Raw genomic sequence first — 21,590 nt, forward strand, 5'->3', positions numbered from 1 at the left:
TTCAACCCCCTTCACCTCTCAACATCGCCATGATTCAAACCAGAGATTCCAGTTTGTCGTCACAGACGGCAGAACGCCTGAGCTCCAGGATCGTGCGTTCATGCACTGCGCCCCACTCTCGCATCGCACTCACCAATGGCGCGAGTGAGTTACCTAACGCTGTAAGCGAATACTCCACTTTGGGTGGCACCTCGCGATAGATTTCGCGATGAATCACCCCGTCAGTCTCCAGTTCTCTCAGCTGGAGTGTCAGCATCCTCTGCGTGATATCTGGAATCAGCCGACGTAGCTCGTTAAAGCGCTTCGTGCCTGACATCAGGTGAAAAAGTATGAGCGATTTCCACTTTCCACCAATGACATCGACAGTGAACGCGACGGGACACGCGAAAGCCTCAATCTCATCCTGAGGGTTACATTTTTTCACTGTTATCACCTTGGTATAAAAAGTGTGCCTACCGCACAAAATTGTGCGTACTTACGTCAATGTGCTGCAAAAGTTAGCATGGATTCCATATTCACAACTATGGAATCGGACAGATGAGTTTGTTGTTATCACCCTATGAAATTAAGGGCCTCACCCTGAAAAACCGCGTCGTCATGTCCCCTATGTGTATGCATATGGCAGCGGATGATGGATTCGTCACTGACTGGCACCGCGTTCATTACGGCGCTCGTGCTCTGGGTCAGGCAGCGCTGATTTTTCCCGAAACGCTGGCCATTCAGGCTGACGGTCGTATTGGAGCCGGTGACCTTGGCATCTGGAGCGATGAGCACGTTGTCGGCTTGAAGGCGCTAACAGAATTGCTTCACGGTTTTGGTGCAAAAGCGGGCGCTCAAATCGGCCATGCCGGGCGCAATGCTGACCTGCCCGGTCTGATTCACATCGCGCCATCGGCGATTCCATTTACGGAAACCAGCCCTGTTCCTCGCGAACTTGCGGCTGATGAGATTCCGGGTCTGGTTAAACTTTTTGGCGATGCCGCACGGCGTGCCAGCGACGCTGGGTTCGATGTGCTGGAAATCCATGCCGCGCACGGCTACTTATTGAGTGAGTTCCTTTCGCCGCTGGCCAACAACCGTGACGATGAATATGGCGGTGATGCCAAGCGTCGCTATCGCTTCCTGCGCGAGGTGCTGGAAGAGGTCAAAACTCATTGGGGAGATCGCCCTCTGTTCGTGCGCATCTCCAGTTCTGATTACGCCGAAGGCGGAAACACGCCCGAGTCGTTTCTCGAATATGGTCGCTGGATGAAAGAACAGGGGGTTGACTTGATCGACTGCAGCTCCGGTGGGATCAAAATGGTCAAGGTCGAGACCTACCCGGGTTACCAAGTACCGGCCGCTGAATTACTCCGTAAGGAGTTGCATATAGCAACAGGCGCTGTGGGTGTGATTCAGAGTGGACGTCAGGCTGAAGAAATCTTGCAGAACGGCCGAGCTGATCTGGTGTTTGTCGGGCGGCAAATGCTCCGAGATCCATTCTGGGTTCGCAGCGCTGCAGATGATCTTAAAGAAATCATTGAGATTCCTGCCGCCTACACACGTTATGGATCTGTCTGGCTTGACACCAGAGCCTGATGCCTTTTTTGCACTAATCCTATGAAGCAGGAGCAAGCACATGAGCAAACCGACTTACGTGGAAGAATACCAAGCCATCACCGAGGTGCTTAACCAGTACATTGAGGGCTGCAAGCAGGCCAAAAGCAGCATCATGAAGCCGGCTTTCAGTGAACAAGCGACCATGTTCAGCGTCGATGGCGACGGTAAGCTGGCGGGCGGCGCAATTTCAATCCTGTTCGACGGGATCGACAAGGGTTTCCGCCCTTCTCCTGATGCACCGGCGGCTATCGTTCGCGTCGAAGTCGTCGGTACGGCGGCGAGCGCTCGCATCGACGCCAACGACATGTCAGGCATCTCTTTCACTGACTTTTTTCATCTGCTGAAAGTTGATGGAAAGTGGATTGTGATCAGCAAGATTTTTCAAACGCATGCAGCACCTTGATGACTAGTGCCGTCCGGCGGCTTGGTGTTCGATTCTCTCTGCTCACGCGTTGACATTAGAATCTGCGGGCAAATCTGCTGCGATGGGCGAGAAAAAAGGCGCCGAAATTGGCTAATGCCAGTCAGTTAAGCTGACTGGCATTTTTATTTTTGATCGGATACTTCGGTGATTTCAGCCGAATCGCCCGAGGATAAACGCGCTCCTCGCGTCGATGCGGCAGCACGTAGTGCAGCGCTGAAGCATGCAGTTCGGCCAAATACTTGGGGATGTTCCCGGAACGGTCGGCCGAGACGCTGTTGATAAACCCGAGAATCGCCCAGGTACACGCGGTGAAGCTCATTTCGCTCGGGTAAATACCAGGACAGTGGCGACTCATTTCCACCATCTGATAGCGCAACAAGTTGTAGCCCAACAACACCCCCCACAACTCTTGTTCGATCATCTCGGGCGTCTTGCTACGCAACGTATAACTGCTGTTGAGCAGTGTCTGTTTCATTTCCCTGAACCCTAATTCGATTTCCCAGCGATGGCTGTACAGGTCGACGATTTCATCGGATGGGAAACGCAGCGGATCGGCCATCGAGGTCAAAATCTGACAGACCTTGCCCTTGACGGTTTTGCTCAGGAGTCTTGCGGTCAGGTGCTCCGGCAACCCAGGCCATTGCTTGCGGGCCTGCGGCGAAGTGCTCAGCAAAACAATCGCATCCTGGCGCCCCAAACGCTGAATGACTTCGTACTGCGCCCCTTTGCGTATCGGCATCAGCCAATGCCGCTCGGTGCCGGCCTGCTGCCATTGGTGCAACAGCCCCAACGAGTAGAAACCGCGATCGAATAGCGTCAGCGAGTGATCCGGCGTGGTGTCGATCAGTTGTTCTGCCAGCTTCATTTCGTTGCTGCGATAACCATCAAATGCGCTACCGATCAACATGTGGCTCGTCAATTCCATCTGGCAGACCATGCGTACCTGAGGAAAACCGGTGTCGCCGTGCTGGTTGCTGGCCGAGTCGTAGCGCGCTCGATTTTCGGGTGTGTCAGGTGTTCGCCAGACGACACCGTCGACGCCCAGCAAGCGCAAACCGGCCCAGGTCGGATGCCCCGCCGCTTCATGCCAGCTTTTCTGAGTCAGATCGAAGACTTGTCGTACAGCTTCGCTACCCAATCTCTGACGGGCTTGAACTACAGCGCTGGGCGCGACCAGAGGACGTGGCCCTGGCAGCATGATGTTCATGCGGCTGACTACGTCCCACGCCGACATACGCCGAAAGAACGCCATGGAAATCACGCACCACAGCATCATTTCCAAGGGCAGGCGCCGCTTGCGCAGGGTCGCTACGCCGGCCTGTTCCAGTGCCTGCTCGACCAGTGAAGGGTCGAGCAAAGAATCCAACCCCTCAATGGCGATAGGGGTAGAGGCGATGTTGTGGGTCAGTTCCAGTGCCCGAGCGAGACGCATAAAAAAATCCGATGCCAGTACAGGCATCGGATTTTGATTTCTTGCGGCCAAAGGTCAAGCGAGAAGGCTTAACTGATCGGCATTAGCCGAAATTGGCGCCTTTACGTTATTAAGCGACTTTGATCACAACCTTCCCAAATGCTCCCCTCGCGAGATGCTCGTAAGCTTTTCGTGCTTTCTCGAACGGATAAACCTGATCAATCACGGGACGGATCTTGTGCTCGTTGAGCCCTGGCATTTTTCGGTAAAAGCTCAGGATCGGTCCTTTGTGCCTGACGCCGGCATCACCGTCACCGAGTCGAATGCGTACGTTCAGTGTGGCGTGTCGGGCTTCGGAATAATTCAGGCGCCCGGGATCGCCGTGGCCAAGCATTTGGAAAGTCGCGGTTTGGTGGAAATTCTAAAACCCTATCGGCCAGCCCCTCGTCCCGTGTCATTGCTATACCCGAGCCGGACTCATCTTGCGCCCCAGGTTCAAGTTTTTATTGAGTGGCTGCAAGTGCGTTTTCCGCAGCTTCATTCTGACTGGCTGGAACTATAGCGATTGAGCTGTGTGAACGGTGGTTATGGGCAGAACCGATCCTCCCTGAACGTCCCTTCTTCCCCTATTCACACAACACCCCTTATGTAACCCAAAAACACGCCGATACCGTCCAGCAGCACGGAAGCACCGCAGCAGCACTGACTCCCTAGAAGGAAGGAACCCAAACAATGTTGGAACACCTCTGGCGCAGCATCCACTCCCCGGACTACTTGCCCAACGTACTGGACTGGATGCTCCATATTCTCCTCAGCCCGTTCATGGTGATCATGTGCCTGATGGTCGGCGCGCTGGCCGGCAAATGGTGGAGAGCACTGCCCTACGGCAGTCTGACTTGTTATGTGGTCTTTCTCAGCCGGTCTTCTTTCTATCGCTGGGAAAGCATTTTCCCCATAGCCGGCCTTCCTGCTCTGGCGATAGATGGCGCACTGCTTGCGCTCATCGGCTTTTATTTGAATGGCGCACTCAGAACCCGCGCAGAAGCAAAACCCGAAGGCCATTGGCTGCGCAGGCTTTATCAAGGCCTTAAGGCCGTCATGCTGACAATCATGGTGATTTTCTGGGGAGTCGTCGTGCTGTTTGTCGTGGTCTTCACTGTCTCGGTCGCGACCCAACCGTCATTGGTGCACTGAGCAGCCTTCCGCTGGCCAGGGTCTGTACGAAAAAGTGCCCGGTGGTTAGCGTTCAAATCGTCCAGACGCTGGATGCATTCTTTTACTCGCAGCCCCTACAGAGTGATGCCATTCGCGCCAATGCGAACGCTGAACGCCTCGTATTTGCCTAAGGCCTGTCGCCTGAGTAGAATGCGATTAATTATCAATCATGTACTTTCCGGGAATTCGATGCGCAGCGATGAAACGCTAGGTACTGCAGATCTGGGGCTGCTCTATCGCACCCACCATTCCTGGTTGCACGGCTGGCTGATCCGACGCATTGGATGTCGCGATAACGCCGCAGATTTGGCGCAGGACACCTTCGTACGTCTGCTCAAATCCCGTCAGTCCAGCCCCTTGCGCGAACCCCGTGCCTATTTGAGCAGTATCGCCCGCGGACTGATGATTGATCAGTATCGTCGTCGCGAACTCGAGCGTGCCTACCTGGAAAGCGTCACATTGCTGCCTCAACACGAGGTTCCCTCGGAAGAAAGCCGGCTGCTGATTCTTGATGCGTTGGAGCGCATAGACCGCATGCTCAGCATGCTTAAACCAAGGGTTCGCCAGGCGTTTTTATTCGCCCGACTCGACGGTCTGACGTGCGCGCAAATAGCCGAAAAGCTCGGTGTTTCCCGGGCGACGATTGAGCGCGACCTGGCCACGGCCCTGCAACACTGCTATCACTTGCGTTATGTCGAGGCCTGAGCCGCAGGCGCTGGATCCGGCCATTGTTGAACAGGCGATTCAATGGCTGGTGCGCCTGCGCTTCAATCAAGCCGATGAACAAACACAGCACTCTTTTGAGCACTGGCTGCAGCAGCGCCCAGAGCATGTATTGGCGTGGCAGCGTGTGGAAACGCTTGGGGATGAATTTGCCGGCGTACCCGCTCAACTGGCGCGACAAACCCTCAATGGCAGCCATCAGGGAATGCGGCGGCGGGACGGCCTGAAGCTACTGGGCATATTGGCGACCGTTGGCACGGCAGCCTGGCTTGGCCGGGATTACACACCCGTACCCGCCATGCTTGCGCAGCAGCGCAGCAGCACCGGCGAGCAACGTCGCTTCCAACTCGATGATGGCAGCCTTATCCAGCTCAATAGCGATAGCGCCGTCGACAGCGATTTCGACGCCCAGCGACGCCTGATCATCCTGCGACGGGGTGAAATCATCGTGAATGTCGGCCCGGACCAACACTCGCCGCAAGCGCGACCGTTCTGGGTGCAATCACGTGACGGGATCATGCGCGCCCAGAGTTCCCGCTTTCTGGCACGCGAACGTGACGATGGCACGCTGGTCGCGGCTCAGGAAGGATCAGTCACGGTGTTCCCCGGCTCCAGTCAAAGTCCTGCGAGCCGCAGCGTTCAGGCAGGCAATCAACTGCTGTTCACCTCAAGTAGCGCCCGAACGTTCAGCGACAACGGCCTCGATCTGTGGAGCTGGGGTGACGGCGTGATCAGTGCGCGCAATATGCGCCTCAAGGATTTCATCGTGGAGTTGTCGCGTTACCGCCCCGGGGTATTGCGTTGCGCCGAAGAGGTCGCGGATCGCCGCGTTTCCGGCACCTTCCAGCTCGGCGACAACGATCAGGTTCTGGCACTGATCGCGCAATCACTGCGCTTGCACATCGATTACCGAACCCGTTACTGGGTAACCGTGACCGCTGCTACCTGAGCCCATCAAAATCACCTGAAAAATAATGAGGTGGTTTCTCATTATCGTTCGACCTCTAAGGAAGGCCGGAATACAGGCCAGTCTGTCGATGTCCTTTCTTGGAGCGAGAAAATGAGTTCGTCCCCGGTTTCACAGCGCCATCCATTGAATCGTGCCCTGCAGGGTGCGATGTTGGGTTTGATCGTCAGCAGCTACGCATTGCCATCGCTGGCGCAAACGTCGAGCGCTGACCACAGCAATCAAGTCAAGCAGTGGAATATTGCTGCCGGCCCACTGGCGCCGGCGCTTGACCAGTTTGCGCGCGAAGCTGGCATCAGTCTTTCCTTCGACGCGTCGAGTGTTGCGAACCGCACCACCGCTGGCGTGAATGGCTCGCTCGATACGTCGGCAGCGCTGTCATCGTTGCTGCAGGGGAGCCAATTGCAGATCGAACAGCAAGGCCCGAATGCCTACCTGTTGATCCCTCAAGCAAAGACCGCCGGCCCGCTGGAACTCGACGCTACGGATGTCGAGGACTACCGCCTTGCCCCCCTCATCATCAATGCCAAGGTCAGGGTCAGTGCCGACGACGATGCCAACTCGGTGGTCGCCAAGGAACTCTGGGTTGGCGGCAAGGTGGCCACCAGCATTCTCAACACACCGGCATCGGTATCAGTTGTTACCAACAAGGAAATGGAGCAACGCAGCGTCAGCACCACGGAAGAGGCGCTGCAATACACGCCCGGCGTGATCACTGACTTCTATGGTACGGATGACCGCAACGACTATTTCCAGATCCGCGGCTTCCAGGCCACCACCTACCGTGACGGCTTGACCCTGAGTTCGATGCGCGGCGTACGTGAAGATCCATTCGCTTATGAGCGCATCGAGATTCTGCGTGGCGCCAACTCCACCCTGTTTGGCCCGGCGGACCCTGGCGGCTCGGTAAACTTCGTGACCAAACAGCCGCGCTTCGAGCAGTTTGGCCAAGGCTATGTGACCTACGGTTCGTTTGACCATGTCGAGACAGGCATCGATGTCGGCGATGCACTGAACGACGAGAAAACCCTAGCTGGCCGCTTTACTGCCAAAGGCCAAAACAGCGACCGCGAATACGATCACTCGCAAGACGACAACCAGCTGTTTATGGGTGGCCTCACCTGGGCACCGACGGATTACACGTCGGCGACGATGATTCTGGACTATCTGAAAACCGAAAGTTCGCCCAACAGTGGCGGTTATCCGCTGGACAAGGAATACGACCGCAGCAAGTTTTATGGCGAGCCCAGCTACAACTTTCACGATGTCGAGCGCACCAGCCTCAGCGGTAACATCACCCATGACTTCGACAACGGCTTCGTACTGCGCAGCAATCTGCGTTACAGCAAGTTGACCGATGATTTTGGCTACGTTTACCTCAGCGACAGCGCCGCACGTGTCGGTACCACCGTTGACCGCTATCAGTTTGGAACGGACACCGAAGCCGACCAGTTCAACGGCAATCTGATGCTGCAATACGATGCCCGCTTCGAGAACATCGACAGCAGCAGCCTGGTGGGTGTGGAGTACCTTGATTCGACCACCAAGGAAAGCTCGGTCTACGCCCCGACGACCTCGATTGACATTGCAAACCCGGTGTTTACTGGCGTCTCACGCTCAATCGCGCCGTATGCCGTCAACAAGCGAGACGCGACCACCAAGGCCGTATTTCTTCAGCAGAACCTGTCGTTCTACGAGCGTTTCATCGTCACCGGCGGTGTGCGCAACGACTCGATGGACCTGACCAGCAAAGGCTTGCAATCCACTGAGAAAGACACCTTCTCCGAAACCTCGTACCGAGGTGCGTTGACCTATATCGTCAACGACGAGGTGTCCACTTATATCAGCATGGTGGAATCGGTCTCGCCGCCGCAGGTTGGCGTCACACCGCAGACGGGCCGGCAGTACGAAGTGGGCGTGAAGTATGCGCCGATGGGGATGGACGCCCTGTTCTCCGCAGCCGTTTATGACCTGACTCAGGAAAACGTCACCATCGCTGTGGTGCTGCCGAGCGGCATCATTGAGCAACAGACCGTGGGCGAGTCGCGGGCGCGTGGCCTCGACCTGGAGGCGAAAGCGCAGGTGACGCAGAACCTCAGCCTGATCGGTGGTTATTCCTATATGGAGTCCGAAGTACTGCGCGGTTCGTTATACGACGGCAGTTCGCTGAAGGGTAATGAGTTCTCCACGGCACCCAAGCATTCCGCTTCACTCTGGAGTTATTACGACGTGCCCGCGACTGATGTCAGCGTTGGCTTGGGTGCGCGCTACGTCGGTTCTTATTACTTCGATGCCGCCAACTCCGGCAAAAGCGATGGCACCACGCTGTTCGACGCCGCCTTCAACTACAAGATCGCCAAGGGCACCGACCTTGCGGTGAACCTCAGCAACCTGTTCGATGAGCAGCACGTGGTCGGTTCCGGCACGGCGAACTTCTACAACCCGGGTCGCGAGGTTACCGCCAAAGTGAGTTACAAGTGGTAAACAGGCATGTAGGCCTTTTTCCCATATAGAAAGCAGTGCCCGCTTAACCGCGGGCACCGTCAATTCTCGCGATCGAAGACTCGGTCAAGTCTGGCTTTATTGGGTCAACGAACTGCGCCAGTACAGATGCTGAAAACTGACGTTCTACACTCGCCCAATTTCAGATGGGCATCAAACTCCCGCTGGCGCATTCGCCTCGACAAGATGAACCTCCGTGGCATTGCGCCCCGCCAGCCAGGCCAGCACTGACGCGACAACCAAGACAGCGGCGCTAAGCTCGAACGTAGCTTTATAACCACTCAAATCAAAAGCCAGGCCACCAATGATCGCGCCACCGGCGATCGCCAGTTGGACAATGGCGACGAGCAAGCCGCCTCCGGCCTCCGCATCATCCGGCAGCGTCTGCGCCAGCCATGTCCACCAGCCGACCGGCGCGGCCGTGGCGACCAGTCCCCAGAGGCCGAGCAACATGGCGGTCAGCACCGGTGATTTGCCGAAGCTAACCAACGCCAGTGCGATGGCCGCCATGATCAGCGGGATGACGGTCAACGTGCGGTAGAGGCCGCGGCCCATAAACCGTTCGATCAGAAAGGTGCCGATAAAACCGGCCAGTCCCAACCCCAGCAGCATCAAGGACAACGTTGAGACACTGACGCCCGTCACGCCTTCAAGAAACGGTCGCAGATAGGTGAACAGCATGAACTGGCCCATGAAAAACACGCTGACGGCGACCATGCCCAAGGCCACTGGCAATTGCTTCATCAACCGCAGAACGTTGCCGCTTCCGGCCTGGCGCTCGGCCTTGAAGGACGGCAGGCTGATCAGCAGCCACACGGCGGCCAGCACTGCGACCGGAACCACACAGAAGAACGCCCCGCGCCAGCCGATCAGCGAGCCCAGAAAACTCCCCGCCGGAGCGGCGATGACCGTGGCCAGCGCGTTACCGCCATTGACGATGGCCAGCGCTCGCGAAACCTGTTCAGGCTTCACCAGGCGCATTGCGGTCGCCGCCGACAGTGACCAGAAACCACCGATCGCGATCCCGATCAGTGCACGTCCAAACATGAATGACGGGTAACCCGGCGCGACCGCGACGATCGTACCGGAGACGATCATCAGCAAGGTCAGGCCCAGCAACAATTTCTTGCGTTCGACGCGCGCAGCGACCGAGGCAATCAACAGGCTGGTGATCAAGGCAAAGGCACCGGAAACGGAAATCCCCTGCCCGGCCTGGCCTTCGGTGATGTGCAGGTCTGCGGCAATCGGCGTCAGCAGGCTGACGGGCATAAACTCTGAAGCGACCAGGGCGAATGCGGCCAGCGACATGGCTAGCACAGCGCTCCAGCCGCCTGTTCTTTTAGAAGGATCTGTAGAAGGAAACGTCATGGAAACTACCTGTGGTGCGAAAAACCTGTGGATGTGATGCGCAGGGGCAAGCAGTTTGTCGTCCCTTCCGGACACTGCCCCTGTAACAGATAGACACATTCTCCCGGTCAATCCGGCCCTTCCCTAGCGCATTCCTCTTGAATGCTTGCCTGATCCTCTGGCGATGCAGGGTGATGGATAGGAAACGTCTCGCGCGCGCATTAGAGTTCGGTCAACAGGAGACCCGACATGATCCCTACCCCTCTGCCTCAGCAATCGCCTTTGGCATTGCACATTGACCCGCGCGTGAGCGCACCGGGTGACTTCGCCACGGCCATACCCGGCTTGTCGCTGTTTCGTCGCGACCAACCGGCGCCACCTGTTGTGTGCATGATCGAACCGAGCCTGATTCTCGTCGGTCGCGGCGAAAAGCGCTTGTGGGTCGGTGGTGAGGGTTACAGCTATGACCCGTCACGGTTTCTGGTGACCTCTCTGGATCTGCCCGCCAACTCCGAAGTCATGCTTGCCAGTCCCCAGCAGCCCTGTGTCGGCCTCGTGCTGAAGCTGGATGTGAGCATGCTCGCCGAGGTCATCACCAAGAGCGGCTTGCCGGCCAAGCGGCAGCCAGCGACAGGCACGGGCGCCGCGATTGGCAGCTTATCGTCTGCCTTGGAGGGCGCGCTTGATCGCCTGCTGGCATTGCTCGACGAACCCGAGGCGATCCCGGTGCTGGCGCCGCTGATTCTGCGCGAAATCCACTATCGGCTGCTGCACACCGACCAAGGCGCACGGCTGCGGCAGATCACGGCCGTCGATGGTCAGGGTTATCGCATCGCCAAAGCGATTGACTGGCTCAAGCTCAACTACGCAGATGCCCTGCGCATCGACGATCTGGCCGCGCGGGTGCAGATGAGCGCGCCGACCTTTCACCATCATTTCCGTCAGCTCACCGGCATGAGTCCGCTGCAGTACCAGAAATGGCTGCGGCTTAACGAAGCGCGGCGGTTGATGCTGGTCGAGCGCCTTGACGTTTCGCGGGCGGCATTTGCGGTCGGCTATGAAAGCCCTTCGCAGTTCAGCCGCGAATATGGCCGCCTGTTCGGCACCGCGCCGAGCCGTGACATCGCCCTTCTGCGCGGGCAGCCATTTGAAGCAGAAGCCCTCGGCACAATAGCGAATTGAACGAAAAACGGTGATGCGCCTCGCCGCGTGTCACCGCTCATAACAATGCACGTCAACCGATGATCAGCGGGTGAATCATGGAACTACGAATCAACCAGAAGACCTATCAGGTCGATGCCGACGCCGATACGCCCTTGCTGTGGGTGATCCGAGATGATCTGGGCATGACCGGGACCAAGTACGGCTGCGGGCTGGCGCAATGCGGCGCCTGTTCGGTGCTGGTGGACGGCAATGTGGTGCGCTCGTGCGTCACGCCGGTGGCGGGTGTCGTCGGCCGCGAGGTCACCACGATTGAGGCCATCGAAAGCGATGACGTGGGCAAACGGGTGGTCTCGACTTGGGTCGATCTGCAAGTCGCGCAGTGCGGTTACTGCCAGTCCGGGCAAGTGATGGCCGCCACCGCGTTGCTCAAGCAAAACCCCAAGCCGAGTGATGCGCAGATCGAGGCGGCGATGGTCAATCTGTGCCGCTGCGGCACTTACAACGCCATTCATGCCGCCATGCATGAGCTGGCCGGCAAGGGAGACGCGTGATGACCGTTCGAATCGACCCTTCACTGCAAGCCTCAGCACTGGACCTGCGCGAACCGATCAATGTATCGCGCAGGCGTTTTCTGACCGGAACTGCCGTCGGCGCGCTGGTCCTCGGCTTCGGCCTGCCGCTCGGTACAACGCGCGTGCAAGCTGCCGTTGCAGCGGCGACGGCCGAACGCGGCACGCAGGTGCCGGCGTTTCTCGAAATCCGCCCGGACAACCGCGTGCGTCTGCTCTGCCCGTTTATGGAAGGCGGACAAGGCACGTTCACCGCGATGGCACAAATCGTCGGTGAAGAACTGGATGCCGATCCGTCGACCTTTCTGGTCGAAGCCGCACCGCCCGGCGAAGCCTATGTGGTGTTGGAAAACGGCATGCGCATCACCGGCGGCAGCATGTCGGTGCGCATGAGCTACCCGGTCATGCGCCGCCTCGGCGCCCTCGCCCGCGCCATGTTATTGCAGGCGGGCGCGCAGCAACTTGGCGTGCCGGTGAGTGAATTGACCACCGAGCCTGGCAAAGTCGTGCATGCCAAGTCGGGCCGCTCGCTGGCTTACGGTGAACTGGCCGAGCGTGCGATGGATCTGCCGGTTCCTGATCCGGCCTCTGTGACGCTGCGTGATCCGAGCCAGTTCCGCTGGATCGGCAAACCGGTGAAGCGCCTCGATGCCTATGACAAGTCCACCGGCAAGGCGCTGTACAGCATCGATCTGAAGGTTGACGACATGCTCCATGCGGCCGTGCAACACGCCCCGCGTCTGGGCATGACCGTGGGCAACCTGCGCAACGAAGAGCAGGTCAAGGCAATGAAAGGCGTGCATTCCGTGCATCGTCTGCCGGGCGCTGTGGCGGTGGTCGCCGAGCGCTGGTGGCACGCTAAACGTGCGGTCGAGGCGATCCAGGTCGACTGGCAAGAGCCAACGGCCGACAGCAAAGTGCGGCCGATGCCCGCCGACTTTTCCAGCGATGCCTGGTTCAAGCGCCTCGCTGAAGACAAAGGCCCGGCCAAAGATGATGAACATGAAGGTGACGTGGCGTCGATTCTCAAGGACACCAAGACCCGGATCGACGCCACTTACCACAACCAATACCTGAACCACGGACAGTTGGAGCCGCCGTCAGCCTTGGCCCGATTCAACCCGGACGGTTCGCTGGAAGTCTGGTTGCCGAATCAGGCGCCGGACATGTTCCGCGCGGATATCGCCAAGCGTACGGGCCTCGATATTTCGCGCATCACCTTGCATTCGCCGCTGCTGGGCGGGTTCTTCGGCCGGCATTTTCTCTACGACTCGGCCAGTCCCTATCCGCAGGCGATTGCGCTGTCCAAGGCCGTTGGCCGTCCGGTCAAACTGATCTGGAGCCGCGAAGAAGAGTTCCTGCGTGACGTGCTGCGCCCCGTTGCCGCGGTGAATTTCCGCGCGGCGCTGGACAGCGATGGCTGGCCGCTGGCAATCGAAGCGATCAGTGCCACCGAAGGGCCGACCGAAGCCCTCGCCGGCAAGCAAGGTGAAAAGCTCGACCCGACGGCGCTTGAAGGCTTGTCGGGCAAGTCCTACGCGATCCCCAACAAACGCATCGCGCAGATCTACGTCAAAGGCCCGGCGATGCTCGGTTACTGGCGTTCGGTGGGCAATTCGCTCAATGACTTCTTCTATGAATCGTTCCTTGATGAACTGGCCGACAAGGGCGGCAAAGACCCGTTCGACCTGCGCCTGCATTTGCTGCGTGACAACAAACGCCTGACCACGCTGCTGCAAGCGGTGGGTGAACTGTCGGGTGGCTGGAAGCGCGGGCCGTTTACCGCCGAGGACGGCAGCAAACGTGCGCGCGGCGTGGCCATGGCTTCGCCGTTCGGTACGGAGACGGCGGTGATCGCCGAGGTGTCCATCGAGAACGGCCAAGTCAAGGTGCACGACATCTGGCAGGCGATTGACCCGGGCAGCATCGTCAACCCGGCGATTGTCGAAGCTCAGGTCAATGGCGCCGTGGCGTTGGGACTGTCGCAAACCCTGGTGGAAGAAGCTGTGTGGATTGATGGCAAACCCCGGGCGCGTAACTACGACTTGTATCCGATCCTGCCGCCTGCGCGGATGGCTCGGGTTCACGTGCGGGTGGTCGAGAGCGGGGAAAAAATGGGTGGCATCGGTGAACCGCCGTTGCCTGCGGTCGCGCCTGCCGTCGCCAACGCAGTGGCAAGGCTAACCGGTCAGCGGGTGCGCAGCCTGCCCATGAGCCGACACACCTTCACTTGATCAGCGCCGGAGCGTCCATGAATAACAGCCGATTCGCAAGAACCGCTGGCTGGCTGGCAGTGCCGTGCCTGGTCGCGGCAGGCCTGCTGGCCTGGTATGTCACCCGCGAGCCTGTCTCGCGCCTTGAAACCCATCAGATCGCCGTGGCCGACATCGACCCGGCACTGGTCGCGCGGGGCGAATATGTCGCCCGGCTCAGCGATTGCGTGGCCTGTCACAGTGTGCCGGGGGGCGCGCCATTCGCTGGTGGCCTGGAAATGGCCACACCGCTGGGCTCGATCCATGCGACCAATATCACCCCGGACACGGAAACCGGCATCGGCCACTACAGCCTGGCGGATTTTGACCGGGCGGTGCGCCACGGCGTGGCGCCCGACAGTCGCCGTCTGTATCCGGCGATGCCCTACCCGTCCTACGCCAAGCTCAGTGACGATGATGTGCGCGCGCTGTATGCGTTCTTCATGAAAGGCGTGGCGCCGGTCAAGCAGGCAAACATCCCCAGCGCGATTCCCTTTCCGTTGAACCTGCGCTGGCCGATTGCACTGTGGAACGGTGTGTTTGTCGACGACGAGCCCTACGCGGCCAAACCGTCGCAGGATGAACAGTGGAACCGTGGCGCTTACCTCGTTCAAGGCGCCGGGCATTGCGGCAGTTGCCATACGCCGCGTGGCTTGGCGTTCAACGAGAAGGCACTGGATGAGGCCGGCAAGCCGTACCTCGCTGGTGCTTTGCTCGATGGCTGGTACGCACCGAGCCTGCGCGATGATCACAACACCGGCCTGGGCCGATGGAGCGAGCCAGAGATCGTGCAGTTCCTCAAGACCGGTCGCAACCAACATGCGGTGGTCTATGGCTCGATGACTGAGGCGTTCAACAACTCCACGCAGTTCATGAGCGATGATGATTTGACCGCGATTGCCCACTACCTGAAGTCACTTCCCGGGGATCGCGAACGGGATGGCGCGCCGTGGCAGTATCAAGCGGTTTCGGCAGCGCAACGTCTGGACTCGCCCGGTGCTCATACCTACGTGACGCGCTGTGCTTCCTGCCATGGCCTCGACGGCAAGGGGCAACCTGAATGGATGCCGCCGCTGGCCGGCGCCACCTCGGCACTGGCCAAGGAAAGCGCCTCGGCGATCAACATCACCCTCAATGGTTCGCAGCGTGTCGTCGCGGCTGGTGTGCCGGATGCCTATCGCATGCCGGCCTTCCGTGAGCAGTTGTCGGATCAGCAGATCGCCGAAGTGCTGACCTTCATGCGCAGCACTTGGGGCAATCAGAGCACAGCGGTCGATGCGCAGGCGGTGGGCAAACTGCGTGAACACACCGATCCGGCCAGCAGCAGCCCGATCATCCTGCAGATGCGCTAAGAGGAGACACTGATGGAAAGCATCGACTTGCTGGTCCTGCGCACGGCGCGGGACTGGCTCGCCGCTGGCGAGCGAGTGTTGCTCGCCACGGTGGCGCGCACTTGGGGTTCGTCACCACGGCCGACGGGATCGATGATGGCTTTGCGTGACGATGGTCGCGTGGTGGGCAGCGTGTCCGGCGGCTGCATTGAGGATGATCTGATCCATCGCTTCACCACGGCTCATGGCGGCAACGCTTTTAGCGACAGCGCACCGCAAGTGGTGCGCTATGGCGTCAGTGCCGATGAGGCGCATCGCTTCGGCCTGCCCTGCGGTGGCACGCTGGAACTGATCCTTGAGTTCAACCCGGCGTGGCAGTCGCTTGACGCGTTGCTGGGGCAACTGGACGCCGGGCAACTGGTTCGTCGCCGTCTGGCGTTGGAGTCCGGAGAGGTGATGCTCGAACCGACCGCGACGCCGGAACAGTTCAGCTTCGATGGCGCGCAGATGCTCAACACTCTAGGGCCGGGCTATCGAATGCTGATGATCGGTGCCGGCGCGCTGGCCGAATATCTGGCCACCATGGCGCTGTTCAACGGTTTCAAAGTGGCGGTGTGCGATCCGCGTCCCGAGTACATCGAGACCTGGGCGGTGGATGGTGTGGAGCGGATTGTCGGCATGCCGGACGACGTGGTTCGCGACTTCGCGGTCGATCTGCGCACCTGCATCGTCGCCTTGAGCCATGACCCCAAACTCGACGATCTGGCCCTGCTCGAAGCCCTCCACGGCCCGGCGTTTTACATCGGCGCCATCGGCTCGCGGCGCAACAGCCAACTGCGCCGCGAACGCCTGATCGAGCATTTTGGTGAAACCGAGGCGTCGCTTGAGCGCCTGCACGGGCCGATCGGCCTGTATATCGGCAGCAAGACCCCTGCGGAAATCGCCGTTAGCGTGATGGCGGAGATTCTTGCGGCGAAGAATGGTGCCAGCCTGCCGAAAGCGTTTTCAATTGCCAGGGCCAAAGCGGTTAACCTCGTTACCACCTCATCCGGCTAACCCCCAGCAAACACTGACATAGCGCCTCTGATCAATAGCAAATGCGCAAACAAAGAGGGCGCCTTGTCAGGCGCCCTCTTTGTTTATATTGCGTGCGGCAGGTAGAGCGGATCAGTGTGATTTCTTGGCTGTCGACGTTCCGGCTTTGCTCAACCCTTTTGAGTTGTGATCCCCTGGTGTCGTGTCGGAGATCGCCGTCGCTTTGGTCACGCCGCGCGTATCTTTGGAATGGGCGACGCCTGAAGTCGTTGAGCCGTGACCGCTGTTCCCATTGCGATCACTGCCGTAGTGGTTACCGCTTTCGCCATGGTCGCGAGTGGCCTTGCCCGCATGATCACTACTGAGCCCATTGCCACGGCCGTTGCTATTGGCACTTCCGTGATCTGAGCCGCTATGACCGCCGCCCGTACCGCCGCCATGGCCACCGCCGTTACCACCACCATTGCCGCCGCCGTTGCCACCACCACCACCACCACCACCACCACCACCACCGTCCTTCGCGTAGGCAGAGTTCATGACAGAGAGGTCAGCAGGGAGTAATGGGGCGGCTGCGAGCATCATGGCGCAGGACATGACAGCAAGGAGACTCTTATTCTTCAAAAGCATGATTGCTTCCATTGGGTTGATTTCGCAAAAGTTAAGACGCAATCGGCCCTTTATGGTTCAAGTCCTGCGACAGACGGAAGTCGCTGTACAAGGCCCGATTCTGGGGCAGCCAATATGACTTGAGCCGTGGTCGCAGGACGTTTTCGATCACCAGGCTCCTACAGTCTTTCTCTGTTCATAGAACCCCTCCCGGCAAGAAGGGTCTGCTCTGGTATGACCTCTCAGGAATACGTCCCATGTCCGCGCAAAGCAACCTTGTTATCCTCGCTCGGGGAGGCTACGCCGCCCGAGGAATGCTGTATCTGATCATCGGTATCTTTGCGTTACTGGCCGCCCAGGATTCAACCAAGCCGAAGGACAGTCACAAGAGTCTGGAAGCCTTGCTGGGCCAGCCATTCGGCTATTTTCTGGTTGGACTTGTCGTGGCGGGACTGCTCGCATTTGCCGCCTGGCGCGTCCTGCAGGCAACGCGTGATGTCGATCATCACGGCAAACAACTCAAAGGTCTGGTGATTCGCACAGGGCTGTTTGTCGGAGGTTTGGTCAACGCTGCTCTGGCGTTCTTTGCATTGGGTCTGCTTATAAGCGGGATTAAAAGCTCGGGCGATTCCGCAGGACAGACCAAAGACTGGCTGGCGCATCTGCTGTCCTGGGAACACTCGAACTGGCTGGTGTACCTGATCGCCCTCATTCCGCTGGGGGTCGGCATTGCTCACATCTTCAAGGGCTGGAAAGCGACGTTCGAGAAGTATTTCGAGGCCGACGAGGATGTCATGCGCTACGTCCGCCCGGTCTCGCGGTTTGGTCTGATAGCGCGCGGCGTGGTGTTTATCGAGATTGCATTGCTGCTGGCCGTCAGCGGTTCTACCTACCAAGCCATGGATCCACCGGGTATGAAGGAAGCGCTCGATGCACTGCAGAATCTACCCGCTGGCTGGCTGATTTTGATGGTGATGGCCTTGGGGCTGATTGCCTTCTCGGTCTACAGTCTGGCGGAAGCTTTCTGGCGCAAGATCAATATGGATGTGCCGGGAGTCGCGAGACCGTAGAGTGTAATCCAGTCCCCATGGCGCTCGTCATCCAGTCAGCGGGGACGCCACCGTTTATTCACACCCGATAGTACTCGCGATACCAGCGTACAAACTGCTCCACGCCGGCTTCAACCTCCACCTGCGGCGAAAACCCGATCCAGTCTGCCAGTGCCGAAACATCCGCCCAGGTCTTGATCACATCGCCTGCCTGCATCGGCAACAAATTGCGCTGAGCATTTATGCCCAATGCCGTCTCCAGGCAGTCGACAAAATCCAGCAGCGCGATCGGCCTGCCCCGCCCCAGGTTGAAAATCCGGTGGCTGCCCTCGTCTTCCTTGTTCGGCACCGGCGGCTTCGGGCACAGGCGGACGATGCTTTCGACAACGTCATCGACGTAGGTAAAGTCCCGCGCCATCTGGCCCTGGTTATAAATATCGATCGGCCGCCCATTGAGGATCGCCTCGGTGAACTTGAACAGCGCCATGTCCGGTCGACCCCATGGCCCATAAACGGTAAAAAACCGTAGCCCACTGGCCTTCAGGCCGTAGAGATGGCAGTAGCTGTCGGCAAGCAATTCATTGGCGCGTTTGGTGGCGGCATACAGGGACACCGGATGCTCGACCGCGTCATCGACACTGTATGGCAGCTTGCTGTTGGCCCCATACACCGAACTGCTCGACGCGTAGATCAGATGCGCAGGTGGATAGTGGCGGCAGGCTTCCAGCACATTGAGAAAGCCCAGCAGATTCGATTGTGCATAAGCATCCGGGTTGTCGAGCGAATAACGGACACCCGCTTGAGCGGCCAAATGCACGACTTCGGTGAACCCCTGCTCTTCGAAAAGTGCCATCAAGGCTGGCTTATCGACAATGTCCATGGTCTGGAAACGGAAACCTTTTAGCTCGCTCAACTGCTTGAGGCGCGCCTGTTTGAGTTCCACGCTGTAATAATCGTTAAGATTGTCGATGCCGATTACTTGATGGCCTTGCAATATCAATCGTCTGACCGTGTGATATCCGATAAAGCCTGTAGCACCTGTAACAAGAACGGACATATTTGTCTCTCCAGCCAAGTCGCCAGGCGATTAGTTATAGCGTTGGTCGAGTTGCGCAGTCCAGACTTTATAACTTCCCCAACTATGGGGTTTAACGTCTGATCTAAATGGCGAGCGACGACTCTGAAGTGACAGTAAAGTTTCTTGCCTTCCGACAAAAGGATGACGCCTTAAAAAACAATAACCTGCGCGCGAGTGCCATCACTAGCGGATAAATGGCGTGTTTTTTGACTGGGAACGTTTGACAGACCGCAAAGACTGGCCGATAACTACCAAGGTTCATTTTTACAGGGCGCGAGCAATCTTCTACTCGCGCCCTGTCGTTTCAGAGACAACTATTTAGTTACCTATCGTTAAAGCTGCATGAGCAGACCGTGCGGTAGCTTTGTCTTCTGAAAAGTTAAGCCGCGGCTTATTGCCTATGCGCCGCACACTATAGCGTCACGCCGCAGTTCGACGCACCTTAATGAAACGCTGTGTGATTCAAGTTTGAAACACTTCAGTGTTAATAAAATAAGAATAGACTTTCACCCTTTGCCCTTACTTAGCCCTCGATAGAGCTTCTGCCTGCATAAACTTTCGATCATTACAGAGTTTACCAGCATGCCAGTTATCAGCTCCGAACGTCCCTTTTGGTACCTTTTGCAATGCAAGCCACGTCAGGATGAGCGCGCTCACCTCAACCTGCTCCAACAGGATTACGTGGTATTCCATCCGCAACTCCTCAGTGAGCGAATCATCCGTGGGAAACGACAGCGAGTGCGCGAGTCGCTATTCCCCGGGTATTTGTTTATCCAGCTCAGTCGTAACGACAATTGGGGGCCCTTGCGTTCTACACGCGGGGTCAGTCGTATCGTCGAATTCAATCACGGTCCTGCGACGGTGGCAGAGCACGTCATCGAGCACCTGCGTGCGCGCTGTATCGAGTCATCGCTGGCGGAACCGGATCAGGCGCTGAAACCGGGGCAGAATCTGCAGATCGTCAGCGGCCCGCTGGCTCCCTTGGAGGGCGTGTTTCTCGGCTTGCACGGCAACGACCGGGTGATGATCCTCCTGCAGTTTCTGAATCGCGAACAATCGGTTTGCTTGCCACTCAGCGTGATCGAACGTCAACAACCCAACGTTCAGAACTATCACTAACCCCTTGCCTTATAAGCCTTTGCTCAGGAGCTATAACATGGCTTTGAAGTCACGATGCCCTGTCGCACTGCTGATGGCCTCTCTCTATCCTGGAATGGCCTGGAGTATCGATCCGCAAGCCATTAATGTTTACGGATTCGATTTCACGCCATCCTTTTTGTTTTCAGAAAGTTATGACGATAACTTTCGCGAAGTGGAAAACAGTAAACAGTCATCGATGGTCACCAAACTGGCGCCGACCTTCGAGCTCAAGGCGGAAGATCGCAACAGCGCGACTCGACTGATCTGGCAGCCCACGCGTTATATCTATCACGACGATTCCGATGCCTCGAACACCGCCCAGCGCGTGCGTGCCGACAGCATCATGGAGTTCACCGACCGCCATCGTCTCAAGCTCGACGCCGAGTACCGTAAATGGGAGCGCACCGAGTCGACGGCGGTCGAGGGCATCAACGACAAGCTCAACAATAAACGCGTGGGCGGTCTCTACACCTTCGGCGCTAAAAGTGCCGACAACCAAATCGATGTCGGCGCCAGTTACGCGCAACTGCGCTATGACAATGCCGACGGCATCAACGACGACAAGGAACGCAATACCACCGCCCTCACCAGCACCTGGTACCACCGCATCGGCAGTAATACCCGCGGCCTGCTCGAATATGACCACACCGACTTTGATTACCAGCAAGCCAACAGCCCGCGCAGCAGTAAATCCGATGCGGTACTGGCCGGTGCCGTGTGGGACTTCACCGCACGTACCACCGGCAAAGTGCGCCTCGGTTATGAGCGCAAAAACTTCGACAACAGCGAATCCAAAGACCTCAACAACCCGACCTGGCAAGTCGATTTGCAATGGAAACCGCGAACCTATTCGACGTTTACCTTTGTCGCTCGCCAAGCCCTCGCCGAAGGTGACGATGGCGCTGATGCCGTGAAGTCGACGTTCACTCAGGTCGGTTGGCGCCACGGCTGGACCGAACGCATCACCACGGTGGCACAAGCCGGTTTTGGCCGTTATGTCTACGAAGGTCAAAGCCGTACCGACGATCTCCAGGACTACAACCTGGCCGTGGTGTACGCGATGCGCCGCTGGCTGGATATCGAGTTGGGTTATCGGTACCGCGACAACGATTCCGATGCCGACAATGAAAGCTTCACCCGCAACGTGTTCCAGATCAGTTTCAACGTCAGCCTTTAAG

General features: G+C 58.2%; 19 protein-coding genes and 2 pseudogenes. 15 read left to right on the forward strand and 6 right to left on the reverse strand.

All coding sequences use genetic code 11. The annotated features are described in order from the left end of the window. Positions 1-34: 34 nt before the first annotated feature. A complete protein-coding gene (locus CKW17_RS04810) occupies positions 35-424 on the reverse strand; it encodes a helix-turn-helix domain-containing protein (RefSeq protein WP_095118938.1) in 390 nt (129 codons plus the stop codon). A gap of 113 nt (positions 425-537) precedes the next feature. On the opposite strand from CKW17_RS04810, the gene namA reads away from it, so the two are divergent. Both namA and CKW17_RS04820 read left to right on the forward strand, forming a co-directional pair. Beyond that, on the forward strand, positions 538-1,578 hold the full coding sequence (gene namA, locus CKW17_RS04815) for an NADPH dehydrogenase NamA (RefSeq protein WP_095118939.1): 1,041 nt from the start codon (positions 538-540) through the stop codon (positions 1,576-1,578). Positions 1,579-1,618: 40 nt separating this feature from the next. Beyond that, on the forward strand, positions 1,619-2,002 hold the full coding sequence (locus CKW17_RS04820) for a nuclear transport factor 2 family protein (protein WP_095118940.1): 384 nt from the start codon (positions 1,619-1,621) through the stop codon (positions 2,000-2,002). A gap of 121 nt (positions 2,003-2,123) precedes the next feature. Here CKW17_RS04820 and CKW17_RS04825 read toward each other — a convergent pair whose 3' ends face one another. Together CKW17_RS04825 and CKW17_RS04830 are read right to left on the reverse strand one after the other, a co-directional pair. Next, the gene (locus CKW17_RS04825; RefSeq protein WP_095118941.1) at positions 2,124-3,455 is read right to left on the reverse strand and encodes an IS4 family transposase; all 1,332 of its coding nucleotides are present in this window, start codon (positions 3,453-3,455) and stop codon (positions 2,124-2,126) included. A 109-nt stretch (positions 3,456-3,564) separates the two neighbouring features. Beyond that, positions 3,565-3,717: pseudogene (locus CKW17_RS04830) on the reverse strand (zinc-binding dehydrogenase); the annotation flags it as partial. On the opposite strand from CKW17_RS04830, the pseudogene CKW17_RS04835 reads away from it, so the two are divergent. From CKW17_RS04835 to CKW17_RS04855, 5 genes and pseudogenes are all read left to right on the forward strand, one after another. Next, a pseudogene (locus tag CKW17_RS04835) lies at positions 3,685-3,996 on the forward strand (LysR substrate-binding domain-containing protein); the annotation flags it as partial. The pseudogenes CKW17_RS04830 and CKW17_RS04835 sit on opposite strands and share 33 nt — an antisense overlap. A gap of 170 nt (positions 3,997-4,166) precedes the next feature. Next, positions 4,167-4,628, forward strand: a complete 462-nt coding sequence (locus tag CKW17_RS04840) for a hypothetical protein (RefSeq protein WP_095118942.1) — start codon at positions 4,167-4,169, stop codon at positions 4,626-4,628. A 210-nt stretch (positions 4,629-4,838) separates the two neighbouring features. Continuing rightward, entirely contained in the window at positions 4,839-5,354 is a 516-nt protein-coding gene (locus CKW17_RS04845; protein ID WP_095118943.1) for a sigma-70 family RNA polymerase sigma factor, read from the forward strand. Next, entirely contained in the window at positions 5,341-6,321 is a 981-nt protein-coding gene (locus CKW17_RS04850; RefSeq protein ID WP_095118944.1) for a FecR domain-containing protein, read from the forward strand. Before CKW17_RS04845 ends, CKW17_RS04850 begins: the two co-directional genes overlap by 14 nt. 111 nt (positions 6,322-6,432) lie before the next feature. Next, positions 6,433-8,823, forward strand: a complete 2,391-nt coding sequence (locus tag CKW17_RS04855; protein ID WP_095118945.1) for a TonB-dependent siderophore receptor — start codon at positions 6,433-6,435, stop codon at positions 8,821-8,823. Positions 8,824-8,994: 171 nt separating this feature from the next. On the opposite strand, the gene CKW17_RS04860 is transcribed toward CKW17_RS04855, so the two are convergent. Beyond that, entirely contained in the window at positions 8,995-10,209 is a 1,215-nt protein-coding gene (locus CKW17_RS04860; RefSeq protein ID WP_095118946.1) for an MFS transporter, read from the reverse strand. A gap of 228 nt (positions 10,210-10,437) precedes the next feature. Here CKW17_RS04860 and CKW17_RS04865 point away from each other — a divergent pair, with 228 nt between their 5' ends. The 5 genes from CKW17_RS04865 to CKW17_RS04885 all read left to right on the forward strand — a co-directional run bounded on the left by CKW17_RS04865 (position 10,438) and on the right by CKW17_RS04885 (position 16,560). Beyond that, on the forward strand, positions 10,438-11,370 hold the full coding sequence (locus CKW17_RS04865; protein WP_095118947.1) for an AraC family transcriptional regulator: 933 nt from the start codon (positions 10,438-10,440) through the stop codon (positions 11,368-11,370). Positions 11,371-11,447: 77 nt separating this feature from the next. Beyond that, positions 11,448-11,903, forward strand: a complete 456-nt coding sequence (locus CKW17_RS04870) for a (2Fe-2S)-binding protein (protein ID WP_038361490.1) — start codon at positions 11,448-11,450, stop codon at positions 11,901-11,903. Continuing rightward, positions 11,903-14,155, forward strand: a complete 2,253-nt coding sequence (locus CKW17_RS04875) for a molybdopterin cofactor-binding domain-containing protein (protein WP_095118948.1) — start codon at positions 11,903-11,905, stop codon at positions 14,153-14,155. Before CKW17_RS04870 ends, CKW17_RS04875 begins: the two co-directional genes overlap by 1 nt. A gap of 17 nt (positions 14,156-14,172) precedes the next feature. Continuing rightward, on the forward strand, positions 14,173-15,525 hold the full coding sequence (locus tag CKW17_RS04880) for a cytochrome c (RefSeq protein ID WP_095118949.1): 1,353 nt from the start codon (positions 14,173-14,175) through the stop codon (positions 15,523-15,525). Between the two features lie 12 nt (positions 15,526-15,537). Next, positions 15,538-16,560 (forward strand): XdhC family protein, encoded by a 1,023-nt coding sequence (locus CKW17_RS04885; RefSeq protein WP_095118950.1) that lies wholly within the window; start codon positions 15,538-15,540, stop codon positions 16,558-16,560. Positions 16,561-16,671: 111 nt separating this feature from the next. Here CKW17_RS04885 and CKW17_RS30315 read toward each other — a convergent pair whose 3' ends face one another. Then, entirely contained in the window at positions 16,672-17,166 is a 495-nt protein-coding gene (locus CKW17_RS30315; protein ID WP_176470041.1) for a hypothetical protein, read from the reverse strand. Between the two features lie 236 nt (positions 17,167-17,402). On the opposite strand from CKW17_RS30315, the gene CKW17_RS04900 reads away from it, so the two are divergent. Then, a complete protein-coding gene (locus tag CKW17_RS04900) occupies positions 17,403-18,215 on the forward strand; it encodes a DUF1206 domain-containing protein (protein WP_095118952.1) in 813 nt (270 codons plus the stop codon). A 58-nt stretch (positions 18,216-18,273) separates the two neighbouring features. On the opposite strand, the gene CKW17_RS04905 is transcribed toward CKW17_RS04900, so the two are convergent. Continuing rightward, positions 18,274-19,251 carry an NAD-dependent epimerase/dehydratase family protein gene (locus tag CKW17_RS04905; RefSeq protein ID WP_095118953.1) on the reverse strand — a complete coding sequence of 326 codons (978 nt, stop codon included), beginning with the start codon at positions 19,249-19,251 and terminating at the stop codon, positions 18,274-18,276. A 603-nt stretch (positions 19,252-19,854) separates the two neighbouring features. Between CKW17_RS04905 and rfaH the strand changes: the two genes are divergently transcribed. Beyond that, positions 19,855-20,391, forward strand: a complete 537-nt coding sequence (gene rfaH / locus CKW17_RS04910; RefSeq protein ID WP_095118954.1) for a transcription/translation regulatory transformer protein RfaH — start codon at positions 19,855-19,857, stop codon at positions 20,389-20,391. A gap of 94 nt (positions 20,392-20,485) precedes the next feature. After that, positions 20,486-21,589, forward strand: a complete 1,104-nt coding sequence (locus CKW17_RS04915; RefSeq protein ID WP_240049761.1) for an outer membrane beta-barrel protein — start codon at positions 20,486-20,488, stop codon at positions 21,587-21,589. Position 21,590: the final 1 nt, after the last annotated feature.

This window comes from Pseudomonas sp. Irchel s3f10 (assembly GCF_900187515.1).
GTDB classification, from domain to species: domain Bacteria; phylum Pseudomonadota; class Gammaproteobacteria; order Pseudomonadales; family Pseudomonadaceae; genus Aquipseudomonas; species Aquipseudomonas tensinigenes.

Excerpts from the sequence above, each read along its gene's own strand:
- namA (WP_095118939.1), top strand. The coding sequence starts at position 538 with ATGAGTTTGTTGTTATCACCCTATGAAATTAAGGGCCTCACCCTGAAA.
- CKW17_RS04820 (WP_095118940.1), top strand. The coding sequence starts at position 1,619 with ATGAGCAAACCGACTTACGTGGAAGAATACCAAGCCATCACCGAGGTG.
- CKW17_RS04825 (WP_095118941.1), bottom strand. The coding sequence starts at position 3,455 with ATGCGTCTCGCTCGGGCACTGGAACTGACCCACAACATCGCCTCTACC.
- CKW17_RS04840 (WP_095118942.1), top strand. The coding sequence starts at position 4,167 with ATGTTGGAACACCTCTGGCGCAGCATCCACTCCCCGGACTACTTGCCC.
- CKW17_RS04845 (WP_095118943.1), top strand. The coding sequence starts at position 4,839 with ATGCGCAGCGATGAAACGCTAGGTACTGCAGATCTGGGGCTGCTCTAT.
- CKW17_RS04850 (WP_095118944.1), top strand. The coding sequence starts at position 5,341 with ATGTCGAGGCCTGAGCCGCAGGCGCTGGATCCGGCCATTGTTGAACAG.
- CKW17_RS04855 (WP_095118945.1), top strand. The coding sequence starts at position 6,433 with ATGAGTTCGTCCCCGGTTTCACAGCGCCATCCATTGAATCGTGCCCTG.
- CKW17_RS04860 (WP_095118946.1), bottom strand. The coding sequence starts at position 10,209 with ATGACGTTTCCTTCTACAGATCCTTCTAAAAGAACAGGCGGCTGGAGC.
- CKW17_RS04865 (WP_095118947.1), top strand. The coding sequence starts at position 10,438 with ATGATCCCTACCCCTCTGCCTCAGCAATCGCCTTTGGCATTGCACATT.
- CKW17_RS04870 (WP_038361490.1), top strand. The coding sequence starts at position 11,448 with ATGGAACTACGAATCAACCAGAAGACCTATCAGGTCGATGCCGACGCC.
- CKW17_RS04875 (WP_095118948.1), top strand. The coding sequence starts at position 11,903 with ATGACCGTTCGAATCGACCCTTCACTGCAAGCCTCAGCACTGGACCTG.
- CKW17_RS04880 (WP_095118949.1), top strand. The coding sequence starts at position 14,173 with ATGAATAACAGCCGATTCGCAAGAACCGCTGGCTGGCTGGCAGTGCCG.
- CKW17_RS04885 (WP_095118950.1), top strand. The coding sequence starts at position 15,538 with ATGGAAAGCATCGACTTGCTGGTCCTGCGCACGGCGCGGGACTGGCTC.
- CKW17_RS30315 (WP_176470041.1), bottom strand. The coding sequence starts at position 17,166 with ATGCTTTTGAAGAATAAGAGTCTCCTTGCTGTCATGTCCTGCGCCATG.
- CKW17_RS04900 (WP_095118952.1), top strand. The coding sequence starts at position 17,403 with ATGTCCGCGCAAAGCAACCTTGTTATCCTCGCTCGGGGAGGCTACGCC.
- CKW17_RS04905 (WP_095118953.1), bottom strand. The coding sequence starts at position 19,251 with ATGTCCGTTCTTGTTACAGGTGCTACAGGCTTTATCGGATATCACACG.
- rfaH (WP_095118954.1), top strand. The coding sequence starts at position 19,855 with ATGCCAGTTATCAGCTCCGAACGTCCCTTTTGGTACCTTTTGCAATGC.
- CKW17_RS04915 (WP_240049761.1), top strand. The coding sequence starts at position 20,486 with ATGGCCTGGAGTATCGATCCGCAAGCCATTAATGTTTACGGATTCGAT.